Source organism: Chloroflexota bacterium (assembly GCA_014360905.1).
Classification (GTDB): Bacteria; Chloroflexota; Anaerolineae; order UBA2200; family UBA2200; genus JACIWX01.
In genome coordinates this window covers 16,788-36,941 of the sequence record JACIWW010000027.1, presented here as the reverse complement: position 1 = coordinate 36,941, position 20,154 = coordinate 16,788, and the positions used below count along the sequence as shown (strand labels likewise).

General features: G+C 52.7%; 18 protein-coding genes and 3 tRNA genes. 10 read left to right on the top strand and 11 right to left on the bottom strand.

The genetic code is table 11. The features are described from left to right. The first annotated feature begins 186 nt into the window (after positions 1-186). Genes H5T67_10835 through H5T67_10820 form a run of 4 tightly spaced genes read left to right on the top strand, consistent with a single transcriptional unit; the run spans position 187 to position 3,516 of the window. Positions 187-564: a hypothetical protein gene (locus H5T67_10835; protein ID MBC7245805.1), complete on the top strand. Its 378-nt coding sequence runs from the start codon at positions 187-189 to the stop codon at positions 562-564. A gap of 52 nt (positions 565-616) precedes the next feature. Continuing rightward, positions 617-1,144, top strand: a complete 528-nt coding sequence (gene def, locus H5T67_10830) for a peptide deformylase (protein MBC7245804.1) — start codon at positions 617-619, stop codon at positions 1,142-1,144. A gap of 16 nt (positions 1,145-1,160) precedes the next feature. Next, positions 1,161-2,912, top strand: a complete 1,752-nt coding sequence (locus H5T67_10825; protein ID MBC7245803.1) for an aldehyde ferredoxin oxidoreductase family protein — start codon at positions 1,161-1,163, stop codon at positions 2,910-2,912. A gap of 7 nt (positions 2,913-2,919) precedes the next feature. Then, complete coding sequence (locus H5T67_10820) at positions 2,920-3,516, top strand: HD domain-containing protein (protein ID MBC7245802.1); 597 nt, start codon at positions 2,920-2,922, stop codon at positions 3,514-3,516. A 60-nt stretch (positions 3,517-3,576) separates the two neighbouring features. Here the strand turns inward: H5T67_10820 and H5T67_10815 are convergent, their stop codons facing one another. The 11 genes from H5T67_10815 to H5T67_10765 all read right to left on the bottom strand — a co-directional run bounded on the left by H5T67_10815 (position 3,577) and on the right by H5T67_10765 (position 11,793). Beyond that, on the bottom strand, positions 3,577-4,068 hold the full coding sequence (locus H5T67_10815; GenBank protein MBC7245801.1) for a CvpA family protein: 492 nt from the start codon (positions 4,066-4,068) through the stop codon (positions 3,577-3,579). Between the two features lie 14 nt (positions 4,069-4,082). Beyond that, complete coding sequence (gene ruvA, locus H5T67_10810; protein MBC7245800.1) at positions 4,083-4,664, bottom strand: Holliday junction branch migration protein RuvA; 582 nt, start codon at positions 4,662-4,664, stop codon at positions 4,083-4,085. After that, positions 4,661-5,179 carry a crossover junction endodeoxyribonuclease RuvC gene (gene ruvC / locus H5T67_10805; GenBank protein ID MBC7245799.1) on the bottom strand — a complete coding sequence of 173 codons (519 nt, stop codon included), beginning with the start codon at positions 5,177-5,179 and terminating at the stop codon, positions 4,661-4,663. Before ruvC ends, ruvA begins: the two co-directional genes overlap by 4 nt. 51 nt (positions 5,180-5,230) lie before the next feature. Then, positions 5,231-5,986, bottom strand: coding sequence for a YebC/PmpR family DNA-binding transcriptional regulator (locus tag H5T67_10800; GenBank protein MBC7245798.1), 756 nt, complete (start codon positions 5,984-5,986; stop codon positions 5,231-5,233). 239 nt (positions 5,987-6,225) lie between these two features. Beyond that, positions 6,226-6,993, bottom strand: coding sequence for a DUF72 domain-containing protein (locus tag H5T67_10795; protein MBC7245797.1), 768 nt, complete (start codon positions 6,991-6,993; stop codon positions 6,226-6,228). Positions 6,994-7,026: 33 nt separating this feature from the next. Further along, positions 7,027-9,207 (bottom strand): DNA translocase FtsK 4TM domain-containing protein, encoded by a 2,181-nt coding sequence (locus H5T67_10790; protein ID MBC7245796.1) that lies wholly within the window; start codon positions 9,205-9,207, stop codon positions 7,027-7,029. 66 nt (positions 9,208-9,273) lie between these two features. After that, positions 9,274-10,641 (bottom strand): hypothetical protein, encoded by a 1,368-nt coding sequence (locus H5T67_10785; GenBank protein ID MBC7245795.1) that lies wholly within the window; start codon positions 10,639-10,641, stop codon positions 9,274-9,276. 1 nt (position 10,642) lies between these two features. Next, complete coding sequence (locus tag H5T67_10780) at positions 10,643-11,305, bottom strand: hypothetical protein (protein ID MBC7245794.1); 663 nt, start codon at positions 11,303-11,305, stop codon at positions 10,643-10,645. A 184-nt stretch (positions 11,306-11,489) separates the two neighbouring features. Further along, positions 11,490-11,574, bottom strand: a tRNA-Leu gene (locus H5T67_10775). A 59-nt stretch (positions 11,575-11,633) separates the two neighbouring features. Beyond that, positions 11,634-11,706, bottom strand: a tRNA-Thr gene (locus tag H5T67_10770). Positions 11,707-11,719: 13 nt separating this feature from the next. Next, positions 11,720-11,793 (bottom strand) — tRNA-Lys (locus tag H5T67_10765). Between the two features lie 246 nt (positions 11,794-12,039). Here H5T67_10765 and recJ point away from each other — a divergent pair. From recJ to H5T67_10735, 6 genes are all read left to right on the top strand, one after another. Further along, positions 12,040-13,752 (top strand): single-stranded-DNA-specific exonuclease RecJ, encoded by a 1,713-nt coding sequence (recJ, locus tag H5T67_10760; protein ID MBC7245793.1) that lies wholly within the window; start codon positions 12,040-12,042, stop codon positions 13,750-13,752. Positions 13,753-13,807: 55 nt separating this feature from the next. Beyond that, complete coding sequence (locus H5T67_10755; protein ID MBC7245792.1) at positions 13,808-15,250, top strand: hypothetical protein; 1,443 nt, start codon at positions 13,808-13,810, stop codon at positions 15,248-15,250. Between the two features lie 3 nt (positions 15,251-15,253). Next, positions 15,254-16,423 carry an MFS transporter gene (locus H5T67_10750; GenBank protein MBC7245791.1) on the top strand — a complete coding sequence of 390 codons (1,170 nt, stop codon included), beginning with the start codon at positions 15,254-15,256 and terminating at the stop codon, positions 16,421-16,423. An 8-nt stretch (positions 16,424-16,431) separates the two neighbouring features. Continuing rightward, the gene (locus H5T67_10745; GenBank protein ID MBC7245790.1) at positions 16,432-17,808 is read left to right on the top strand and encodes a winged helix-turn-helix domain-containing protein; all 1,377 of its coding nucleotides are present in this window, start codon (positions 16,432-16,434) and stop codon (positions 17,806-17,808) included. A 176-nt stretch (positions 17,809-17,984) separates the two neighbouring features. Next, positions 17,985-18,659 (top strand): PspA/IM30 family protein, encoded by a 675-nt coding sequence (locus H5T67_10740; GenBank protein ID MBC7245789.1) that lies wholly within the window; start codon positions 17,985-17,987, stop codon positions 18,657-18,659. A 300-nt stretch (positions 18,660-18,959) separates the two neighbouring features. Further along, positions 18,960-20,144, top strand: coding sequence for a substrate-binding domain-containing protein (locus H5T67_10735; protein MBC7245788.1), 1,185 nt, complete (start codon positions 18,960-18,962; stop codon positions 20,142-20,144). Positions 20,145-20,154: the final 10 nt, after the last annotated feature.

The window sequence follows — 20,154 nt, the reverse complement described above, 5'->3', positions numbered from 1 at the left end:
AGCCTCTGCCAATAGCTGCGCTTTGATCTCTGCACGGGTGCGTTTCATCTTAGATTCCTTTCTCTTGAGCTTCGATTCTTCCCTACATTATGCCCCAAATTTGCCCCCAAATTGAAATACACCCCCTTCTTCTGTATTGCTGCAAGCGAACAAATGGGATATAATTAAGGCACAAGAGGAGGGAAAATGCGACAGATCCGGATTCGTGCAGGTAGTATTGAGGTAATCGCCGAATTAAATGATACCCACACGGCTGACGCCATTTGGGCAGCCTTGCCGTTTTCTGCTGCTGGAAACACATGGGGCGATGAAATCTATTTCTCCATACCAGTCAAATTGCAGGAGGAGAACGCGCAGGCCGTTGTCTCCTTAGGGGACTTGGGATACTGGCCACCTGGACATGCCTTTTGCATTTTCTTTGGCCCCACGCCCGTTAGCAAAGGGCAAGAGATTCGGCCTGCCAGTCCTGTCAATGTCTTTGGGCGGGTAATTGGCGATCCCACTGTTCTCAGGAAAGTGCGAGACGGCGAAACCGTTACGGTCGAGGCAATCTCAGCAATTTGATTTATGATATTTTCTGAGCATTGGAACTAGTCAATGCAGGGGATGTAATGAGATGGCAAAACGTACCATTCTTGTGGCTGGAGAGGCGATATTACGCCAGAAAGCCAAAAGAGTCACCAGCTTCGGGCCATTTCTCGAAGACCTGGTTCAGGATATGCTGGATACGATGCACGCAGCCAATGGGCTCGGTCTGGCTGCGCCGCAGATTGGCATACCTCTACGGCTGATTGTGATCGAGATGCCGGCAGAGGAAGATGAAGAAGGCAAAGAGATCCAGCCGAGCCAGTTGTATGTATACTGTAACCCAGAGATCATTAAAGCACACGGCGAGGAAGAGGATGAGGAAGGATGCCTTTCTGTGCCCGGGTATGTGGGAACAGTCAAACGCGCTACAGTTGTTACGGTGAAAGGACAGGACCTCAAAGGTCGTCCCATTCGTACCAAAGCTCAAGGGCTATTGGCCCGGGCCTTTCAACACGAGATAGACCACCTGGATGGCAAGCTTTTCCTAGATCGCGTAGACAGCCCAGAGAAGCTGCGCCGCGTGCAGCACCGCGAAAATCAAGGGGAACCTATCTGACCTGAGGTGGGCATACATGTACGGTTTTCACCACAAACTCCTGTACGTGGATGTCACAAATCGCTACCATCGTGTAGTGGAGTTACCTGATGTCATCCTGCGCCGCTACTTGGGTGGTCGTGGGTTAGGGAGCCATCTCTTGTGGCAGGAATTGCACGCTGGAACTGATCCCCTTGGTCCAGACAATGTGCTTATTCTCACGACAGGCCCTCTTACTGGAACCAACTTTCCTGGCGCAAGCCGCTACGAGATTTTCAGCCATTCTCCGTTGACCCACGCTTTTTCCGAGTCCTCCGCTGGCGGGCGTGTCGCTACACAACTTTCGCGTACTGGTTATGATGCCATTGTCATTCGTGGGGCTTCCGACTCACCGATTTATCTCGAAATATCCGATACCAGCATCGATTTTCGAGATGCCATACCTTTTTGGGGCATGGATACTTATCGTGCAGAGGAGGCCATTCTTGCCCAGGTAGTTGCACCACATGCTCAGGCTTTGGTGATAGGCCCCGCGGGCGAGAATCTGGTGCGTTTTGCCTGTATAGTTAACAACAAATGGCGTTCAGCCGGGCGCACTGGTCTGGGAGCTATTTTGGGTGCAAAAAAGATCAAAGGTATTGTTTTCCATGGGCAAAGGGAACGGCCTCTGGCTGACCCCACTGGTTTCGAGGCTTATCTACGTGCTTTCCGGGCGAAAGGCCTGAGCAGCCCAAGCGCTGCCAATTACTCGCGCTATGGCACTCCCAGCATGGTAGCCGTTACGAACACGGCTGGGGCATTTCCTGCTTATTACTGGTCAGCCGGCTCTTTGCCTGGATGGGAGCAAATCAGTGCTGACGCTCTTGTCGAGAACTTGGACGTTCGACCTCATGCATGCCCTGGTTGCTTCTTAGCCTGTGGCAAACTGAGCACAGTCAGAGAAGGGCGGCACAAAGGGCTGACCATCGAAGGGCCTGAGTATGAAACGATCTATGCCTTCGGCGGTCTTTGTGCCATCACCTCGCTGGAGGAAATCGTTTACCTGAACGATCTGTGCGATCGCTATGGGTTAGATACAATAACGGCAGGCAACCTGGCCGGGCTAGTCATGGAGGCTACACGGCGCGGGCGGCTGAATTTCTCTTTGCAGTATGGTGATGCACAAGGCGTCGCAACGTTGCTGGAGCAAATCGTGAACCGCGAAGGCCCTGGCGCTATCTTAGCTGATGGCATCGTCGCTGCTAGCCGGGCATGGAATCTGGGGGACCTAGCAATACATGTGAAGGGCCTAGAGCCAGCCGCCTACGATCCACGCGTACTGAAAGGCATGGCTCTGGCCTATGCTACAGCACCACGAGGAGCGTGTCATTTGCGTGCTACGTTCTACAAGTACGAATTGTCCGGCCAGATTGATGCTAGCCAGGTCGAGGGCAAAGCAGCCATGTTCGTGGAGATCGAAGACCGCATGACCATTATGGATACCCTTATCCTCTGCCGCTTTTTCCGCGATCTTGTGCCCTGGGAAGAATTACAGCATATTATCCACCTAACCACAGGACTTGAATTTGATCTTCCTACCCTGCGAGAGATCGCCAATGGGATTGCAACATTAGCTCGCTGTTTCAATGTACGCGAAGGGTTCGGATATGCCGATGATCTGCTACCCGCCCGTTTCCATGATGAGCCACTCGATGGACACACGATTACACGTGAAGAATTGGCTCTGATGCTTTCTGACTATTACTGCTTGCGTGGTTGGGATGAGAAAGGCTATCCGCTCTCTTGTTGAGTGAAAGATGAACATCATAGACGAAGTAGCAGCTTACGCCAGAGAAGTATATCCCGCAGCAGATTTCCCGCACATTGCCGAAGTGGTTGCTTATGGGCAGCAGTTGGCGAGGGAAATTGGCACGGACGAAGAGATCGTCACTATTGCCGCCTATTTCCACGACATATCGCGTGTGACGCTGGGGCCGGAGGACCACAATGTCAAATCAGCAGAGATGGCCCGGGAATGGCTGAGCCAACGTGGCTATCCAGAGGAGCGCATCGAGCGTGTAATGGTGGCCATCATTGCGCATATGCGCGCCATAGCGGGTCCGGAGCGAGAGCGCGTGCCCATTGAAGGGCGCATCCTCTATGATGCAGATAAGATTGGCCGCGCCCAAGGCATGGGTTTGCTGGGTGTGCTTGTCCACCTTGGTGGACAGATAAACTGGGAGGGCCTGACCTATGCCCAATTGGCAGCAGCTATCCGCCGAGGGCGCGAATTGACTGAAGAAGCGTATCGCTCGCTCTATACGGATGCAGCGCGGGAATTGGCCGGGCCCGGTTATAAGCGAGCGATGGAATTCTGCGATGGGCTTTTGCAGATGCAAGTCTTCAAAACCTGAGGCAAACGCAGTTTCCAGTTCAAAGGCAGGCTGCAGTTGCTTCGTCTGTTTTTCGAAACTTCAAATCATTTTGAATATGCGTAGATCGCTGGGCAATAACTCCCTGAGGTGAGGCAATTCATGGAAGATGAGCGAAGCGAGCGGGGATTGCCTGATTGACTCAGTAAGGCCAGGGATCGGGATACGAACGAGAAGCAGCAACAAACAAATCACAACAAGCAGGCCGGTCAACAGCCCCAATAGCATGCCCAGAAGATGATCTGCCCATGCCAGGCCAATGGCCTTCAGAATTTCGCTGACCAATTCTGCTAGAATGGTAGAAACAATCCAAACTGCGACGAAAATCAACCCAAAAGCAACGATCTTGGCTATGGTAGGATCACTGATGTACGCGTGTAGGCTAATAGCTGCTACATCGTGATAGCTCAGTGCGGCGTATACCCCAACGATGAAGCCAATCAAGGCAGAAGCCTGGCGCAGAAAGCCTGCCCGTAGGCTGGAAAACGTGGAAATGGCAATGATAACTACGATCATCGCATCAACCCAATTCATGTCCCTGTCTCCTTTCACTCTCGCGCAAAGTACTGCAACGCTAGGCGCACCTTTTCTTCTAGGGGTAAGCTCTCTCGCGGGAGCGAGCGCAAAGCTGACTGTGCCTCTGTGATACTGTAGCCAAGCGAGGTCAATGCCGAAATGACCTCGGCATCTGCATGTGTCAGCTCTGGATAGGCGGCAAACTCCAATTCCACGCCGAGCTTGTCTTTCAGGTCAACCATTAGCCGCTCTGCCGTCTTTTTCCCAATCCCAGGGATACGTGTCAATATCGCGGCATCTCCCCGAGCAATCGCTTCCCGCAAAGTTTCCACAGACATGATGGAGACGATTCTGGAGGCCACTTTTGGGCCAATGCCGGGCACTCCTAAGAGTAGCTCGAACAGTGTCAGTTCTTCAGGGGTAACAAAACCATAGAGCTCGAGTTCGTTTTCTCGCACATGCAGATGCGTGAACAGACTAACCTTGTTTCCTACCCCGCCTAGGCGGTCCTGTATATTGGGTGGCACATAAACCTTGAACCCCACACCACCAACGTTCACGATAACGTAGTTCTCACCCAGCGCGGATATTCGTCCTTCGAGCGTAGCGATCATTGCTCCCTTTCTATGTCCTTGCTGCCTTGTGCCACCCGCAAGGCCATGGAGAACGAATGGGCATGGCAGATAGCCACCGCCAGCGCATCAGCAGCATCATCCGGTTTAGGGATGTCTTCTAGCTTAAGCAAGAGACGTACCATCTGCTGCATTTGTTCCTTGCTTGCCAGTCCGTAACCGGTGATGCTCTGTTTCACTTGCAGGGGCGTGTACTCGTATGTCGGCAACCCGGCATGGGCTAAAGCCAGCAGGATGACCCCTCTGGCGTGTCCTACAGACAATGCTGTGCGCACATTCCGAGCGAAGAACAACTCCTCAACCGAAGCCTCTGCTGGATGATAGGTGTCAATCAGATTGCGCAACTCGCGGTAGAGGTGTTGTAACCTGAGTGGTAAAGCAAGATGGGATGGCGTGGCGATTGTGCCATATGCTATGGAGTGCACAGCATCCCCATCCAAGCGTATAATACCATAACCGGTAATGGCTACGCCGGGGTCAACGCCCAGTATGACTATTCCTGTGTTAGCAGGTTGTGACAAAGCCGCTAACTCTTGGGTGAAGCAAAGCTACTGCTCTGCCTCATACGCAGCCATGACTTCGTCGCTGATCTCGAGGTTGGAGTAGACTTGCTGCACATCATCCAATTCCTCCAGCGCTTCGATCAGACGCATGTTCTGAATCGTTGCCTTCTCGTCAATGCGCGCCATGGTTTTGGGCACCCACGATAATTGTGCGCTGGTAAACGAGATTTTCTGTTGTTCCAATCTCTCTTTGACTTTCTGCAGGTCCTCGGCCTTGGTAAAAACCTCGACCAAGTCTTTGTCCACCTTCACATCTTCAGCGCCAGCGTCAATGGCCGCAAGTGCCAGCTCTTCAGCATTTCCATCATCCGGTACAATACTGATATAGCCTTTGCGTTCGAACATCCAGGCAACGGAGCCTGTTGCACCCAAGTTTCCACCATGTCGGGAGAAAACCCTCCGTACTTCAGAGACAGCACGATTGCGGTTGTTTGTAAGCACCTCGACGATCATGGCGATTCCCTGGGGGCCATAGCCTTCGTATTGAATTGCCTCTATGGCTTCGCCCTTTAGTTGACCAGTTCCGCGCAAAATAGCGCGCTCGATGTTCTCTTTGGGCATAGCGGCCTGTCTAGCTTTATCTATAGCAAGCCGCAAGCGAAAGTTGGAAGCAGGGTCGCCTCCGCCATCGCGGGCGGCAATTTCGATCTCTCGACCCAATTTGGTGAACAATTGTCCCCGTCTGGCGTCAGCCACGCCTTTAGTGCGTTTGATCGTGGCCCAATGCGAATGTCCAGACATAGTTAAAAACACCTCCTTCGGTATCTATCCGAATGCGAACAAATACCCAACATTGTTAGAATCCAACCAGGGAGTTCGCTTTCTATGGGATAGGCACTTTCCCTTGACTTCTCAAATCTGTATGTACATTATATCAATTTTAGCGCGATATTAGCAAATGAAGGCGTCAGCCTGAAAGTGCAGAGGCTAACGCTGAAGGCTGAGAGTCTGGGCTATCTTCAGAGAGCACGGCCCTAGTTTCATGGTAACAGCAAGCGCAATTGGCGCGCCGTATCCACTGCTTGTGCTCGCCAGTGGTTATTGGCAAAGATGAAAGTGTTCTCAGCCTTCGCCCCCAGGTCTCTAATTTTTGGTACCCATTCCTCTAGTTCTTCTTTTGAGTAGGTATAATCATAGCGCTCCCACGGTTCATCATAGCGCCACCACTTTTTGGCATTGCGACCGTGGAAACGCACATAGGCTATGCGACTGGTCGCTTCTGCTATGGGAGGGATCAAGCCCTTGAGTCGTGGTTCATCCACACAGCAGAAACCCAGGTCGTTTTCTTCTAAGAAGGCAAAGGACTCCGCAGTCAGCCAGCGCGCATTGCGAAATTCAACCACTACTGGCAACTCGGCCATTGTATCACGAAATGCCTTCAGATAGTCACGGTTCTCGGCATTAGGATAGAAAGAATAGGGGAACTGCGCCAGAACACAGCCAAATTTGCCGGCCTCGATCAAAGGCCTAAGCGCTCGCACGAACTTGGGGAAGAGTTCTGCATTGCCCTCGCGCTTGTGTGTCAATTCCTGGGTAGCTTTGACGGTGAACAGAAATCCCTGGGGCGTTTTGTCCGCCATAGCCGCTAAAATGCGCGCCTCAGGCAAGCGATAGAAAGTGAAATTGATCTCGCATGCCTGAAATTCGCGGGCGTAGAAAGTCAACCAATCTGTCTTGGGCAAGTCCGCGGGATAATAAGGTCCTACCCAGTCTTCATAACTGTAACCACTAGTACCAATATAGATCATATTTCCGCTTTCTATTGGCCAGATTGTGCAAAATCATTCGGTTGTATATTCATCCCATTTTTCCTCGTCCTGAAAATCGTATTCATTGATCAACACTCGCCGCGAACGCCCAGCGTTCTCAGCCGGTCCAACAATCCCCAGCTCTTCCATCTGATCAATCAAGCGTGCGGCTCGTGGGTAACCGATGCGCAGATGGCGCTGGATAAAAGAGGTGGATATGCTGCTTCGCCCACGTGTCAGTTCAATAGCCTGCTGCAATAGGTCGTCCCCTTCTTCTTCCAAGTCCACATCGTGCCATGGGGCATTGGCTTCTGCTTGTGGCACAAGCCAATCTATCTTCTCGCGCCAAAAGTTCACCAAGCGCTCCAATTGCTCATCCGAAACAAAGCAGCCTTGCAGACGAATCAGCTTGCTCGAGTCCGGAGCCATGTACAGCATGTCCCCTCGCCCCAACAGCTTCTCTGCACCGGCTGTATCCAAAATGACCCGTGAATCTATTTGTGAAGTTACTGCAAAACTGATGCGCGCGGGAAAGTTTGCTTTGATCAATCCAGTGATAATGTCTACAGATGGACGTTGCGTGGCAATGACCAGGTGAATGCCTGTTGCCCGCGCCAGTTGAGCGATGCGGCAGATGGCGTGTTCGATCTCTTCTGGTGCACTCACCATTAAGTCAGCTAATTCGTCAATAAGAATGACCATATTGGGCAGCTTCGCCTGCCCCCTAGAAGCCATCAATTGATTATAGACATCGATATTCCGGGCCCCCATCTCTGAGAACAGCCGGTAACGCTCATCCATCTGCTTGGTAACCCAGTGGAATGCCCGCACAACTTCCTCTACCTCTGTTACTACAGGTGCTACAAGATGCGGAATGCCATTGAAAGCAGTCAGTTCCACCATCTTTGGGTCAACCATAAGCAGCTGAAGGTCCTCTGGAGTGTTGTTGAACAGTAGGCATGCCGTGATGGAGTTCATACATACCGATTTACCTGAGCCGGTAGCGCCGGCGATTAGTAGATGTGGCATCTGTGCCAAGTCGGCTGCTACCGGTTGCCCAGAGACATCCAAGCCTAAAGCAATCCTCAGTTTAGAGTCTATGCTACGGAAGGCTTTGGACTCCATCACGCAACGCAAATTGACCAGCGAAGGGCTACTGTTCGGGACCTCGATTCCCACTACTGAACGTCCCGGGACAGGCGCCTCAATACGAATAGGGGATGCTGCCAGCGCCAGCGCCAAATCATCCTGCAAGGTCATAATTCTGCTGACACGGACTTTCCTGCGCCGTATTTGCCCATCTGGCTCTGGCGTTTCTACGAAACCGGGTTCCACGCCAAATTGGGTAACCGTTGGACCTTGGTTGATTTCAACCACTTTGACAGGTACCCCAAAACTGGCTAATGTCTCCTCAATAATTTGCTTCTTGTAACGCACATCTGCATCGCCATAAGGCTCATTGGCGCTTCCGTTGAGCAAATCCAAAGGTGGCAAGCCCCGCTCCTGGCGCATGCGGCGGGTGCGCACTGGCGTGGATGGGACCTCTATGGGCGCTTTTTGAGGCGTGCTGAGCTGCTCTTGAGCAAGCCGTTTTTTCTCCCTGAGTACGATCTGAGGAGTACGAACTGGCTCGACTGGCTGAGGTGGCGGAGCCAGGCTCTTCAGACGGGTTTTTATTTTGCCCAGAATTACAACCCATTCATTCCAATTGAGGCGGAAGAGCAGGCAAATACTAACGAAAATGGCCAAGAGCAGGATCAGAAAGGAGATCGTTCGTCCTACTGCTGCGATGAGAAAGTAGCTAACTGCCCAGCCGATGTATCCTCCTCCCTGACCCTTTTCTGCCGCCAAGAGGGACTGTCCTGGCGCAATAACGAGATGGGAAAGACCCAACAGGGCCACGAAGAGTATCTCCAGGGCAACGATGCTTCGCGTGGGAATGGAGAGGCGCTTGCGCAGATCATCCCATAGGAAGAGCAGACCGGCAACGAGCAAGAGCAAAACCATCGGGTAGGCACCCCAGCCAAAGATACGCCGCAAGGACATGCTCCATGCTTTGCTCAAAGTGCCTCTGGTAATGGACAACAAGGCCAGAGCGGTCACACCCCCCAGAGCAATGAGCAGCACGCCCAATATCTCTTTTTGCAAGGCCTGATCCAAGGTAATCGGTATTCCCTGCGGGCGTTGTTTCTTAGGGCTTTTTTTGGTTGACACGGATCAAGCTCCTCTCGGCTGAGAGAAAAGCATCTGGTAAGACACTCACTTCATCATAATTATATGTCATGAAAAGGGGGTTGTCAAAGGAGCGGAAAATGGTGCTGCGACAGTCGAAACCCAATCTATTACAAGTGAGGAGGATAATTCCAGCCAAAGCAAAACGAGAAAGATGCAGATCACCAATGAAAAAGACAGGAAGCGGATACGCCCTGCCGAAGCGCGTACTTGGTCATGCCAGAGCCGCCAACTAACGCGTATCAATCCGATGATAATACCAGCAGAGCGTATCCACAATGCTTGTATCACGCGAGGTTGTGTTTCCTGCAATACCTTATCCACTTTCTGGTAGCCCAAAAGTCCTCTCGAGATAAGGGGCATGCCCGCCAAGTCCAACACACAAACGATAAAGATAATGAATAGTATCAATCCTTGCCAAGGAAAGGACTGTGCCTTCGCTTCTTCTCCGTCTGCAATAGATTGACTGTATAATGCTATCAGCGCCGAACTGGCCAGCAACACCGCCACTGATCTGTGCACTAGCCACGACATCGCACCCAAAAGACCCTCTCCTGAACCTACAGCTACGCCTTGCACCACGAGACCCAGCACGCTTATGGCAGCACAACCCAGCACAGCAGAAGGACTTGTTTGAATAACCGCCCATACGCCGCTGAAAACCGTCGTCAATAGGCCTAAACCGCTCAGCGTAGCCGTGACACCTTCCGTATGCAATACCGGATTCTGCTGCCATAGCGTTAAGAAAAGGTGGAGAACAACCCAGTCTTTCACGGTCCAAAGGAAGGTCAGTGTGAGATGCGGATTGCCGCTAGCCCACAGCGGTGTTGTCCCATGCAAGGGGAATAGGGTTAGCCATAAGACAAGAGGTGGCACCACTAACCACGCGCTCCGATACGCAAGCAGTTGCTGGTCTGGAAACAGGGCAAAACGCTCTAAGAGGATAGGAATAGCCAGTAGAAATGGAACTGGCAGGGTGGCCCAAGCCAAGAAGCGTGAGGCACCGCGCAGCGAGGTGGGGAAAGCTGGTGGGGTAGCAAGCACCAGTACAATCAGAGCAGCGGGCAGCAAAAGGAAGGATAACCAAGAGCGTAGCAGGATCGCTACACTGAGCAAGCCTACGCTTGCCAAAACAGGGGCATAAAACGATTCGGCCTGCTCCGCTGTCGCAGCGATAGCCAGCAGAACCATAGTCGTCCCATACACAAAGGTCAACAGTGCCTGTGTGCTTTGGTCAAGGCTCCAGGGCTGCCCTAGAAAAGTCGCAGTCTCATTCAGAGGCAGTGCAAGGACCAAACGCGTACAAGCGATCATCGTGGCAAGGCCAAGCCCAACCATTGGGGCACGCCATCTTTGTATTATGCCCACAGCACCAGCGCCTATGAGCGCTATCAAACACAGCCAGTATGGTTGCACTTCAGTTCTCCCGCGATTGGCTTTTGGTAATGACGGCCTCCCCATTGTGTAAGTGGGAAGCGGCTAGTGCTACCAGCACGTCGCAGGCTGCCCAGAGCCCCCATACCATGGGGTTAGGTTGCCAGAGAGCATACAGGATTCGACAGCCGTCGGCAAAACTCAAAATGCCCAGACTCGCGTGCAAGGCATGATCATACAGCACCAAGCAGAGCAGGCTGCTCATAAAAAGCCATGCGATAGCGAAAGTGGTGACAAAAGGCAACGGATAGACATGATATTTCTGCACTAGGCCATAGCTCACCAATATCCCCAATGCGGCAGTCACCAGGCGCAGCGAAAATCGATTCAGCGCAGGTTTGTTTGGGGCAATTTCTGTTGCTCCTTTCCTTACGGCGCGTTGTACCCACCATAAGCGCCAAGCAGTGAGGGAAAAAATGAGGGCAATAGCTACGGACGCGATTGTGCTCGCGAGCGCTGAGGGGATTCCAATAGCAGACCAAAGGAGTGCGATGAGAATCAAGCGCTGCCCGAGGAAAATCCACGCTCCCAGACGAAAATCAGAGACAACGAACGATATGGCTCCACAAGCAACCAAACCGCTCACAAGCTGAGGAGCGCGCGAAGAAGCAAGGGGTGCCATGCGATGAAAGAGTGTCAGCAACAAATGAATCTCCTTACTTGGTTCCTACAACCCGGAGCTGTTTCTGCACCAATACTGGCCTCATCTGCGTCACCATTTTATCACTTTTCCCCAACTCTCTCAAGTGATGACCGATGACCCAGCAGAGAGCGAAAAGGCATAGAAAGCAAAAAACCCAGATGGCATAGTGCATCTGGGAACTTGTTGATGCCGGGGGTGGGACTTGAACCCACATGAGCGCAATGCTCACTAAGCCCTGAACCTAGCGCGTCTGCCAGTTTCGCCACCCCGGCATGACAGTGTTAGTGTACTTTCCTTCAACTAATTTGTCAAATCACGAATGTCTGAATCAAGCCACCCTCCAGACTTGAACTGGAAACCCAGCGCTTACGAAGCGCTTGCTCTGCCGATTGAGCTAGGGTGGCATATCAACACCAATGAGCCGTGCGCGACTCGAACGCGCGACACCCTGCTTAAAAGGCAGGTGCTCTACCTGGCTGAGCTAACGGCTCATCGCCCTCCGTTGGGCAAGGTACAGTATACAACAGGATAAAGTTCGTGTCAAATAGGCGAACTACTAAGGATGAAGAGAAGGCAGGGAGAAAACTTGCGACTGCCCAATTGGCCAAAGCCAATTGGGCAATGTAAGCCAAGGAACTTGTTCGCCACACCTCTTGGGAGCTAACCTTGGCGTTTTCTATCTATCAGCATATAATCATGATGAACCGTGAGGTAAGTATTAAGGCGAGGCTGGTCCGTTGACTGTATTGCAAAAGCGCTGGGAAGTTCTACCACCTGCTCCCGAAGAGCATCTAGCAAGCTGCCCAGACGTGCCACCGCTTCTCATGCAACTTCTATACAACCGTCAGATACGCACGCCCGATGAGGTAAGGTCATTTCTGGCGCGCAATTTTGCTTTGGATAACCCTTTCCTGCTGAAGGGCATGAATGAGGCTGTTACTCGTCTGCGCCAGGCAATTCGTGCTGGGGAAGCGATTGCGGTCTATGGCGACTATGATGTGGACGGTGTGGCAGCCACAGCGCTGCTGGTGCCGACATTGCGCGCCTTGGGTGCGCGGGTAATTCCTTACATACCCAATCGCATGGACGAAGGCTATGGGCTAAACATTCCAGCCTTGGAAACCTTGGCAAGTCAGGGCATCAAGCTGGTTGTGACAGTGGATTGCGGTGTGCGCTCGGTTCAGGAGGTAGCATGTGCACGCAAACGAGGCCTAGATGTGATCATCACCGATCACCATGCGCTGGGAGAAGAATTGCCTCCAGCCGTGGCCGTCATTGACCCTCGGCGTGAAGATGACCGTTATCCATTCAAACAATTCGCGGGTGTAGGGCTGGCTTTCAAACTGGCTCAGGCTCTGTTGCGTGCTGAAAACCGGGTGCCGGTTTCCAAGAGCAAAGGTGCCTTACCAGAGGAAGAAGAAATGCTAGACCTGGTCGCTTTGGGCACAGTGGCCGATCTAGCTCCCCTGATTAGTGAGAACCGCGCATTGGTGTATCGCGGATTGGAAGAACTTAGGAAAGCGCGCCGGCCAGGAATTGCGGCCATGCTGGAAGAAGCCGGGCTGCAGCCAGAGCAGGTAGATACAACCACCATCGGCTTTGTGCTCGGCCCGCGCCTGAATGCCGCAGGGCGTTTGGATACTGCCATGGCTAGTTACAAACTGCTGACTACATCTTCTATGGATGAAGCAGTTCCATTGGCTCAGCAACTCGGCGCACAGAACCGCGAGCGACAGCAACTCATGAACGACATGGTGGAAAAAGCCCGCCAAGAGGTCCTTGCCCTAGGCGATGACTTGATCTATATCTTGGCCGATCCCACTTATAGCGTGGGCATCGCTGGATTGGTGGCCAGCCGCATCACGGAAGAGTTCTACCGCCCAACGCTCGTCATCGCTGTGGGGGAGGAGCAGAGCAAAGGCTCGGCGCGCAGCATCGGCGCTTTCCACATCACAAAAGCCCTGGATGCATGTGAAGATTTGCTGGTTAAGCACGGGGGACACGCCGCCGCAGCGGGGTTCACCATCCATAACGAGAACCTGGATGCCTTTTGCGTCAAGTTGCGTGAAATCGCGGCTAATCAATTGACGCCACAGGATTTGGTACCCCCGCTCAAGATTGATGCCATTCTCCCGCTTACCCAAGCCAATGGGGAAACCTTAGCCCTTTTGGAGGAATTGCAGCCCTTTGGCGTGGGCAATCCCAGGCCAACGTTCGTCAGCTACAATGTGCAAGTCCGTGACTGCCGTCCCATTGGTACAGAACGAACAGGTTTGAAATTCAAATTGAGCGATGGTATAGCAGTGTGGGATGCTATCGCTTTTCAAGAGATTGCCTCAGAGAACCTCTCTGAGCGCATAGACATCGTCTACACATTGCAGAGCAACACTTGGAACGATCGCGAATGGATAGAACTAGTCGTGAAGGATCTGCAGCCCGCTCAAATGTAAGATCGCTCATCACCCCTTATTGTGGGATTGTTTCCACACGAATGAGGATGGGATTATGGAGAACAGCATAGGTTTACTAGGGGATATATTGGCTCTATTGGGCGCGTTTTTCCTGGGGTTCATCGCTGGCATGGTCTTTAGGCCATTACGGCGCTTTCTATCAGCGCTATGGCACACTCCTGGCCAGCTTTTCAAGGGTGCACAGAATGTGAGCACAAGGCTGCGCCAGGCTTTTCGTGCTGCATCCATATCCGCCGAAGAAGAGCAGACTCAGGCGAGTTTGAGCGGGACATTGGCAGGTATAGTCTCTGATGTGCTCACTTTCAACGTGCGGCGTGCAGAGGCCACTTTTCAGGAAGGCATGGCCGCCTTTGACCGAGGAGATTATGAACTGGCCCGACGCAAATTTGCTGAGGCTATTTTCTGGGATAGAGGGGTAGAACTAAAACCCTTGCATGTCCTGGCGCATTTGCGTCTAGGCTGGCTGGATGAAGAACGGAGAGCCTGGAGCGACGCCAAAAAGCATTACAAGCGCGCTGTGCAATTGGATGTAGACAACCTCACAGCCGCAATCCGGCTTGGCATGGTGCATTTTCGACTTGATGAGATAGGGCCAGCCATCTTCCAATTCCAGCGGGCCTTGGATCTAGATGCGACTAATCTGGACACACACTACTATTTGTATGCGATCTATCGCAAAGCCAACATGGAAGCGGAAGCGCTCGAACAGCTACGCATTATCAAGGTTGGTGAAAGCGCAGAGAGGCTGGCAGCGTTGTTTTCGCACCACGGCGAAGACCACTTCCGCCTAGCCTGTTACCCTGAAGCCCGGAATGATTATCAATTGGCACTGCAGTTTGACCCTTATTCTATCTCCTTCTATATCGCTCTGGGAGATCTCTATTATTTGGATCAACAACCCCATACAGCACTGGACACTTGGTGCCGTGGACTCTGGGTTGATTACTCCGATGCGCTTGCGGAGCGGGTGCTCATTGTTGCTGGCGAAACAGCGGATATTTGGGGCGCGATCACCCTCGTGCGCGATTGTCTTGCTCGTCACCCAAGAGATGGGAGGTATGCCTATCTCCTGTCCAGGCTACTGTGCCGTGCAGGCGAAGAAGAGGAGAGCACCGCGTGGCTAGAGAAAGCAGTGCACTTGACCCCACAGTTGCTGGCAGCACAAGAAGAGCTAGGGGGTACGTATGCTCGTGTTGGTCAAGAAGCCAAGGCCGCCTTGACTTACCATGATGGCCTGAGCGTTGCTCTTGCTCAGGAAACTGTGTACCGCTGCCAGGCATGTGGATATGTGACGAAAGAGAACCAAGCCCGTTGTTTCCAATGCAATCACTGGGGTACTTTCGAGAAAATGACCCGAGGCGAAGCAGAAATGCGCGCTTTGCCCTCACGCAACCTTCTGCAACGAGCCGGTGCAGTACGCCAGAGCCTCAGTTCGGCCTGGGATAGGATCGCCAGGCCGTTGTTGCCAGGAGATTAGAGCTTGTCCATCTATCTGATCGCCTTGACTAGCTTTATCCTGTTCCTGAGCACTCAAGTAGGCATTCCCGCCCTTCCTGCATTAGCAGCCCAATTGGACGCCAATACGCAAGCCGTGGCGGCTATTCTTTCTGCCGCATTGATGACGCTCGTGCTGCTGCAATTTTTCAGCGGCATGCTGGCGGATCGCTACGGGCGACGGCTAGTTCTGATCTGTGGAGCCTTTCTAGGAGGAATTAGTTCGCTTCTCTGCGCCCTAGTGGGGCACTGGCAATGGCTGCTCGTTTTGCGCATATTAGGAGGAATAGCAGATGCTATCGCTATGCCTGCTCTGCTCGGCCTCACCGCCGAGGTAGCCGCGGGACAACACGGCTCTTCCTTTGGCATCCTGCGCTCTAGCCAAGGGCTGTCCTTCATCGCGGCCCCAGTCATCGGCGGGCAATTATCCCGCTGGGGCTTGTGCGTACCGTTTGTGGTAGATGGGCTTTTGTCGCTGTTAATCTGTGCTGTCCTCACCATGACCATGCAGGATCACAAGCAACCGTACTATACAGGGCACAGTGTGGAACAATGGAGGCAACTCAAATCCTTGTTCACGGCTAAATCGGTATATGCTTTCTTTCTATTTGGGATGGCGAACAATTTTGCCTTTCCCATCCTTTCTTCCTTTGTACCCGCCAAAGGGCAGCTGCTTGGGCTGACACCGAGCCAGCTTAGTGTTCTGCTCGCCAGCGAAGCAATAGCCTATACCCTCGGCTCTTATCTTGCTGGCAAACTGTCTGACCGTTTGGGGCGTCGCTTCTTCGTCATCATCGCCCAGCCTTTGATTCTGCTGGCTTGCATGGGCCTAACTTGGTCGCACAGTGGACCAGGATTAGCTATTTTCTACGCTATCTTTGGCTTAGGCGCTAGCATGACCTATCTCATGAGTTCCGTAATGATGGCGGACATCACACCAAAGGACCAATGCGCTACTGTACTTGGTGCATTTGATGCAGCTATTGATCTGGTGCTCTTTATCGCTCCCTCTTTGGCGCTGGCCTTCTACGGATTCCTAGGGAGCATGGAGCTATTGCTGCTAAGCGCCGGTATCCCGGCGCTGATCGCTTGGCCCATAGCCTGGCGAGTACAAGAAACACGGCCATCGGCTGCCATAATATGGGGTGAAGGATAGAGGACGAAATGAAAAGCCAACCTGCTAACAAGTTTGCTGTCCAGTTGATTGACCGAGAAGATGACATCGCCTATATCATGAATTGCATAAGCGGAGCGGATTGCTGCGCAGTCGTGGGATTGAGCAATATGGGCAAATCCACGCTGCTGCGTTCTTTATCCCTGCCTGAAGTGCCTACACAACTGCTTGGCTCCAAGGCTGACCAATACGTATTCGTCTACGTTGACTTTAATCTTACCTCACAAGTTACGGAGCAGGGCGTCTATGAAGTTATTCTGCGCAATGTCCTGGGAACCCTTGAAGCGAGGCACGTAGATCAAGAGCTCATGTCCATTGTTCAACGCGCTTATCAGACGGTGATAGCCCCTGACAACCCATTCCGCATTCCGCTGGCCTTCGAGGACAGCCTCAAGGCCATCACTGACCATCAGCCAGGGATGCTTGTGCTTCTATTCGACGAGTTTGATGAGGTTTTCACTGCGATCGAGCCGCGCGTATTTGTGCGCTTGCGCGCGCTGAAAGATAGGTATTGGTCTCGCCTTTGCTATGTGACAGCCACATCCCGTCCCCTTTCTGAGATACGGCATGAGCGAGAAGTCGGCGAATTCTGCGAACTGTTTGCCGCTCATGTCCACTATTTGCCTCCATTGCCTGAGTCGGCTGCTCGTGTCCTGATTCAGAATTGGGCTGCACGTTCCCAGGCGCAATTTACGGCAAGCGACGCGGATTTCATAGCGGAGTGCGCTGGCGGTCATCCCTCATTGCTACAGGCGACTTGCCGTATCTTGGCTAGGGCCAAAGAGGAAGCCATTCTGAGGCCATCTGTCATGAGTTACGAACATGTGCGGGAGCAACTCGCTGGCGACACCAACATCCGCCTTGAATGCGCCAAGTTATGGAACGATTTGAGCGCGACAGAGCAAGAGGCGCTGATCGCCTTGCTCGACCGTCAGCAAATTACAGCGGGGTTGGATGCACTAACTGAAAAGGGCATCGTGCAAGCAACCGCTTCTGGTAGACGAGCGTTTTCGGACTTGTTTGCTGGCTTTGCGCGACGGCAACAGTTAGTGCGTCGTCGTGGTCCACGCGGGATACGGATTGATGTCGAATCTGGCGACATCTGGGTAGATGGCAAACTTGCGCCGTTGCTCACCGATTTGGAATACAAGTTGCTCCTGCTACTGTACGGCAACCTCGACAAGATCTGCGACAAGTACAAAATTGTCGAGTCCGTGTGGGGCGAAAGTTACATAGATGAAGTGGATGATGCCCGTATTGAGAAACTGGTGAGCCGTCTGCGCGAAAAGATCGAGCCCAACCCTGCAGAGCCGAAATACCTGCTCACCGTACGGGGCAGAAGATACAAGTTAGTCAGTCCGGAGTAAAGGCTATCGTGCACTGTGTCAAGCCTAGTGACACTTCCAATTTTCGTGGAATGTCAGCTTTCTGTCGGATAGTCGTCATGCATAGATATCCATATCATGGTACAATGAAAAGCGAAGGATTTGAACTACGCGATCTACAAAGAGAAGAACTTGTATAAACCGGGGAGGAGAACAAGATGGCATCACTACTAGACAGAGTACGCACATTGATTTCGGCTAACCTGAACTATCTGGTCAGCCAGGCGCTGAGAGCGAACAGCATGGCCGTGGTTGATGAGTACATCCGCAAAGTCGAGGACAACCTCGAAGCACTTGAGGATGCTGCGGCTACCGTGGGCGGGGAGGCCAAGACGCTTAAACGCAAGCAGGAAGAATTCGAGAAGCAAGCAGCAGAACTGGATCGTAACATTGATCTGTTTCTGAAGCAAGGCAAAGAAGATCTAGCTCAGGCGGCACAGTACCGCTACAACACCATTAAGCGGCTTGCCGACACCTACGCAGAACAGGCAAAAGCGCAAGAGACCGAATATAAGAAACTTCTCGACGCCAAACTGAAGTTGGAAGCCAAGCTCACGGAGGCTAAGCGAGAGCGCACCGAACTACAGGCCATGCTCGACCTGGCCAAGAGCAAGGAACTGACGCATCGCGTGGTCGAGGGCGTTGGCGGCATCACTACCTCCGAGGCAGGCATCGCCGAAATTCGCGAGGAAATCCAGCGCCGCCTGGACAAAGCCACGGCGCAGGGCGAGATTGACGCCAAGCGTCTGGATAACCAGATGGCCGAGGCATTGGAAAAAGATACTATTGACCGCCAACTTGCTGAGCGCAAAGCCCGACTTGGATTACAGTAAAAACAGGCAGACAGCAACATCCTCCGCTGGTTCTGCCTAAAAGAAGCGCAGAATCAAAGCTGCTTTGGCCATGCGTTCGGGTTGAACCTGCGGGAGGCCCAAATCACTGTTGCGGGTTACATAGTGAGTTATAGGAGCAAAGGCTCGCGCTGAAAACGCTGTGCATTCTCTGCCCCCATTTGAAACGCCATTCATCTCTTGCTGAAAGGAACGTGCAACTTGTCAGGGCGCGAACACGTCGCAGTTAACAAACATGTAATATAATAAGAGGAATGGCATTGCTGCTTTTGGAGAGGAAACATGAATAGAACAAGGTGGGTTTTCCTGATTATTTTGTTGCTAGCCATAGCCGTTGTGGGTGCTTCGTTCGTGGTGCAGCGTGCTGGAGGCGTCAAACCCCTAATCGAGCAGCCCCAGACGCTAGAAGTGCACATCGTTTGTGCCCTGCCTGTCGAGCCCTTTGTGCAGGAAGCTGCCCGCACATTCAATGCCGAGAACCACAAGCTGGAAGGTCATCCTATCAAAGTCACCGTAGAGCCAATGGATGGCTTGACTGCTATGGGCCGCTGGGAACGCGAGGAAATGAACCCCATCCCGACAGTCTGGATTCCGGATAGCCGCTACCTAGTGGAATTGGTAAACGCTACGTACAAGGAGAAGCTCGGCCGGGACATCTTTCTGACTGGAGGTGAATACCGTGCCCGTCCCATAGCCATTTCCCTCTTTTCCTGGGGCATCTACGCCAGCCGCGCGCAAGTTCTGCGTGCAAAATACGGCGACATTGATTGGAAAGTGATCCACGACGCTGCGACGGCCAAAGGAGGCTGGCCAGAGCTGGGTGGGCCGCCTGACTGGGGCTATTTCAAGTTAGTGGTGCCGAATCCTAGGAAGAATGTGGGTGGACTGGCAGCGATGATCGCAGCTGCAGGCGAATACTATGGCAAGACGGATATCGGCGTGGCCGATGTCACCAACCCCGACTTCCAGAAGTGGCTCAAAGAATTGATGGGAGCAGTCACGGACTTTAGCAGCCTGGGCGCTTATTCGGTAGAGAACCTGGCCCTTTTCGGCTACTCCATGGGGGATGGCGGACAATTGCTGGAAAGCGACCTGCTCGTGAACATGGCTGGCATCCTGACCCGCTGGCAAGACCCATTGGTCATTGTCTATCCGAAATATGTAACCTGGTTCGATTTCCCATTTACCATCTGGATGGGCGAGGAAACCACTGCTTTGGAGAAAAACGCAGCCCTGGAGTTCGAACGTTACCTCTTGCAGCCAGAGACGCAGAAACGAGCAGTGCAATTAGGACTGCGGCCAGCCAATCCTGAAGTGTCCGTTACCGAGTCGGATAGCCTGTTTGTCAAGTGGCAGGATCAAGGTGCAATGACTATAGTACCCCGCACTACCATGATGCGCTTCCCAGACCGGGATGTCCTGTTGACCCTACTGCGCTGGTTTGACCTGAACGTGGTTGAGCGATAGGAGGGATGGC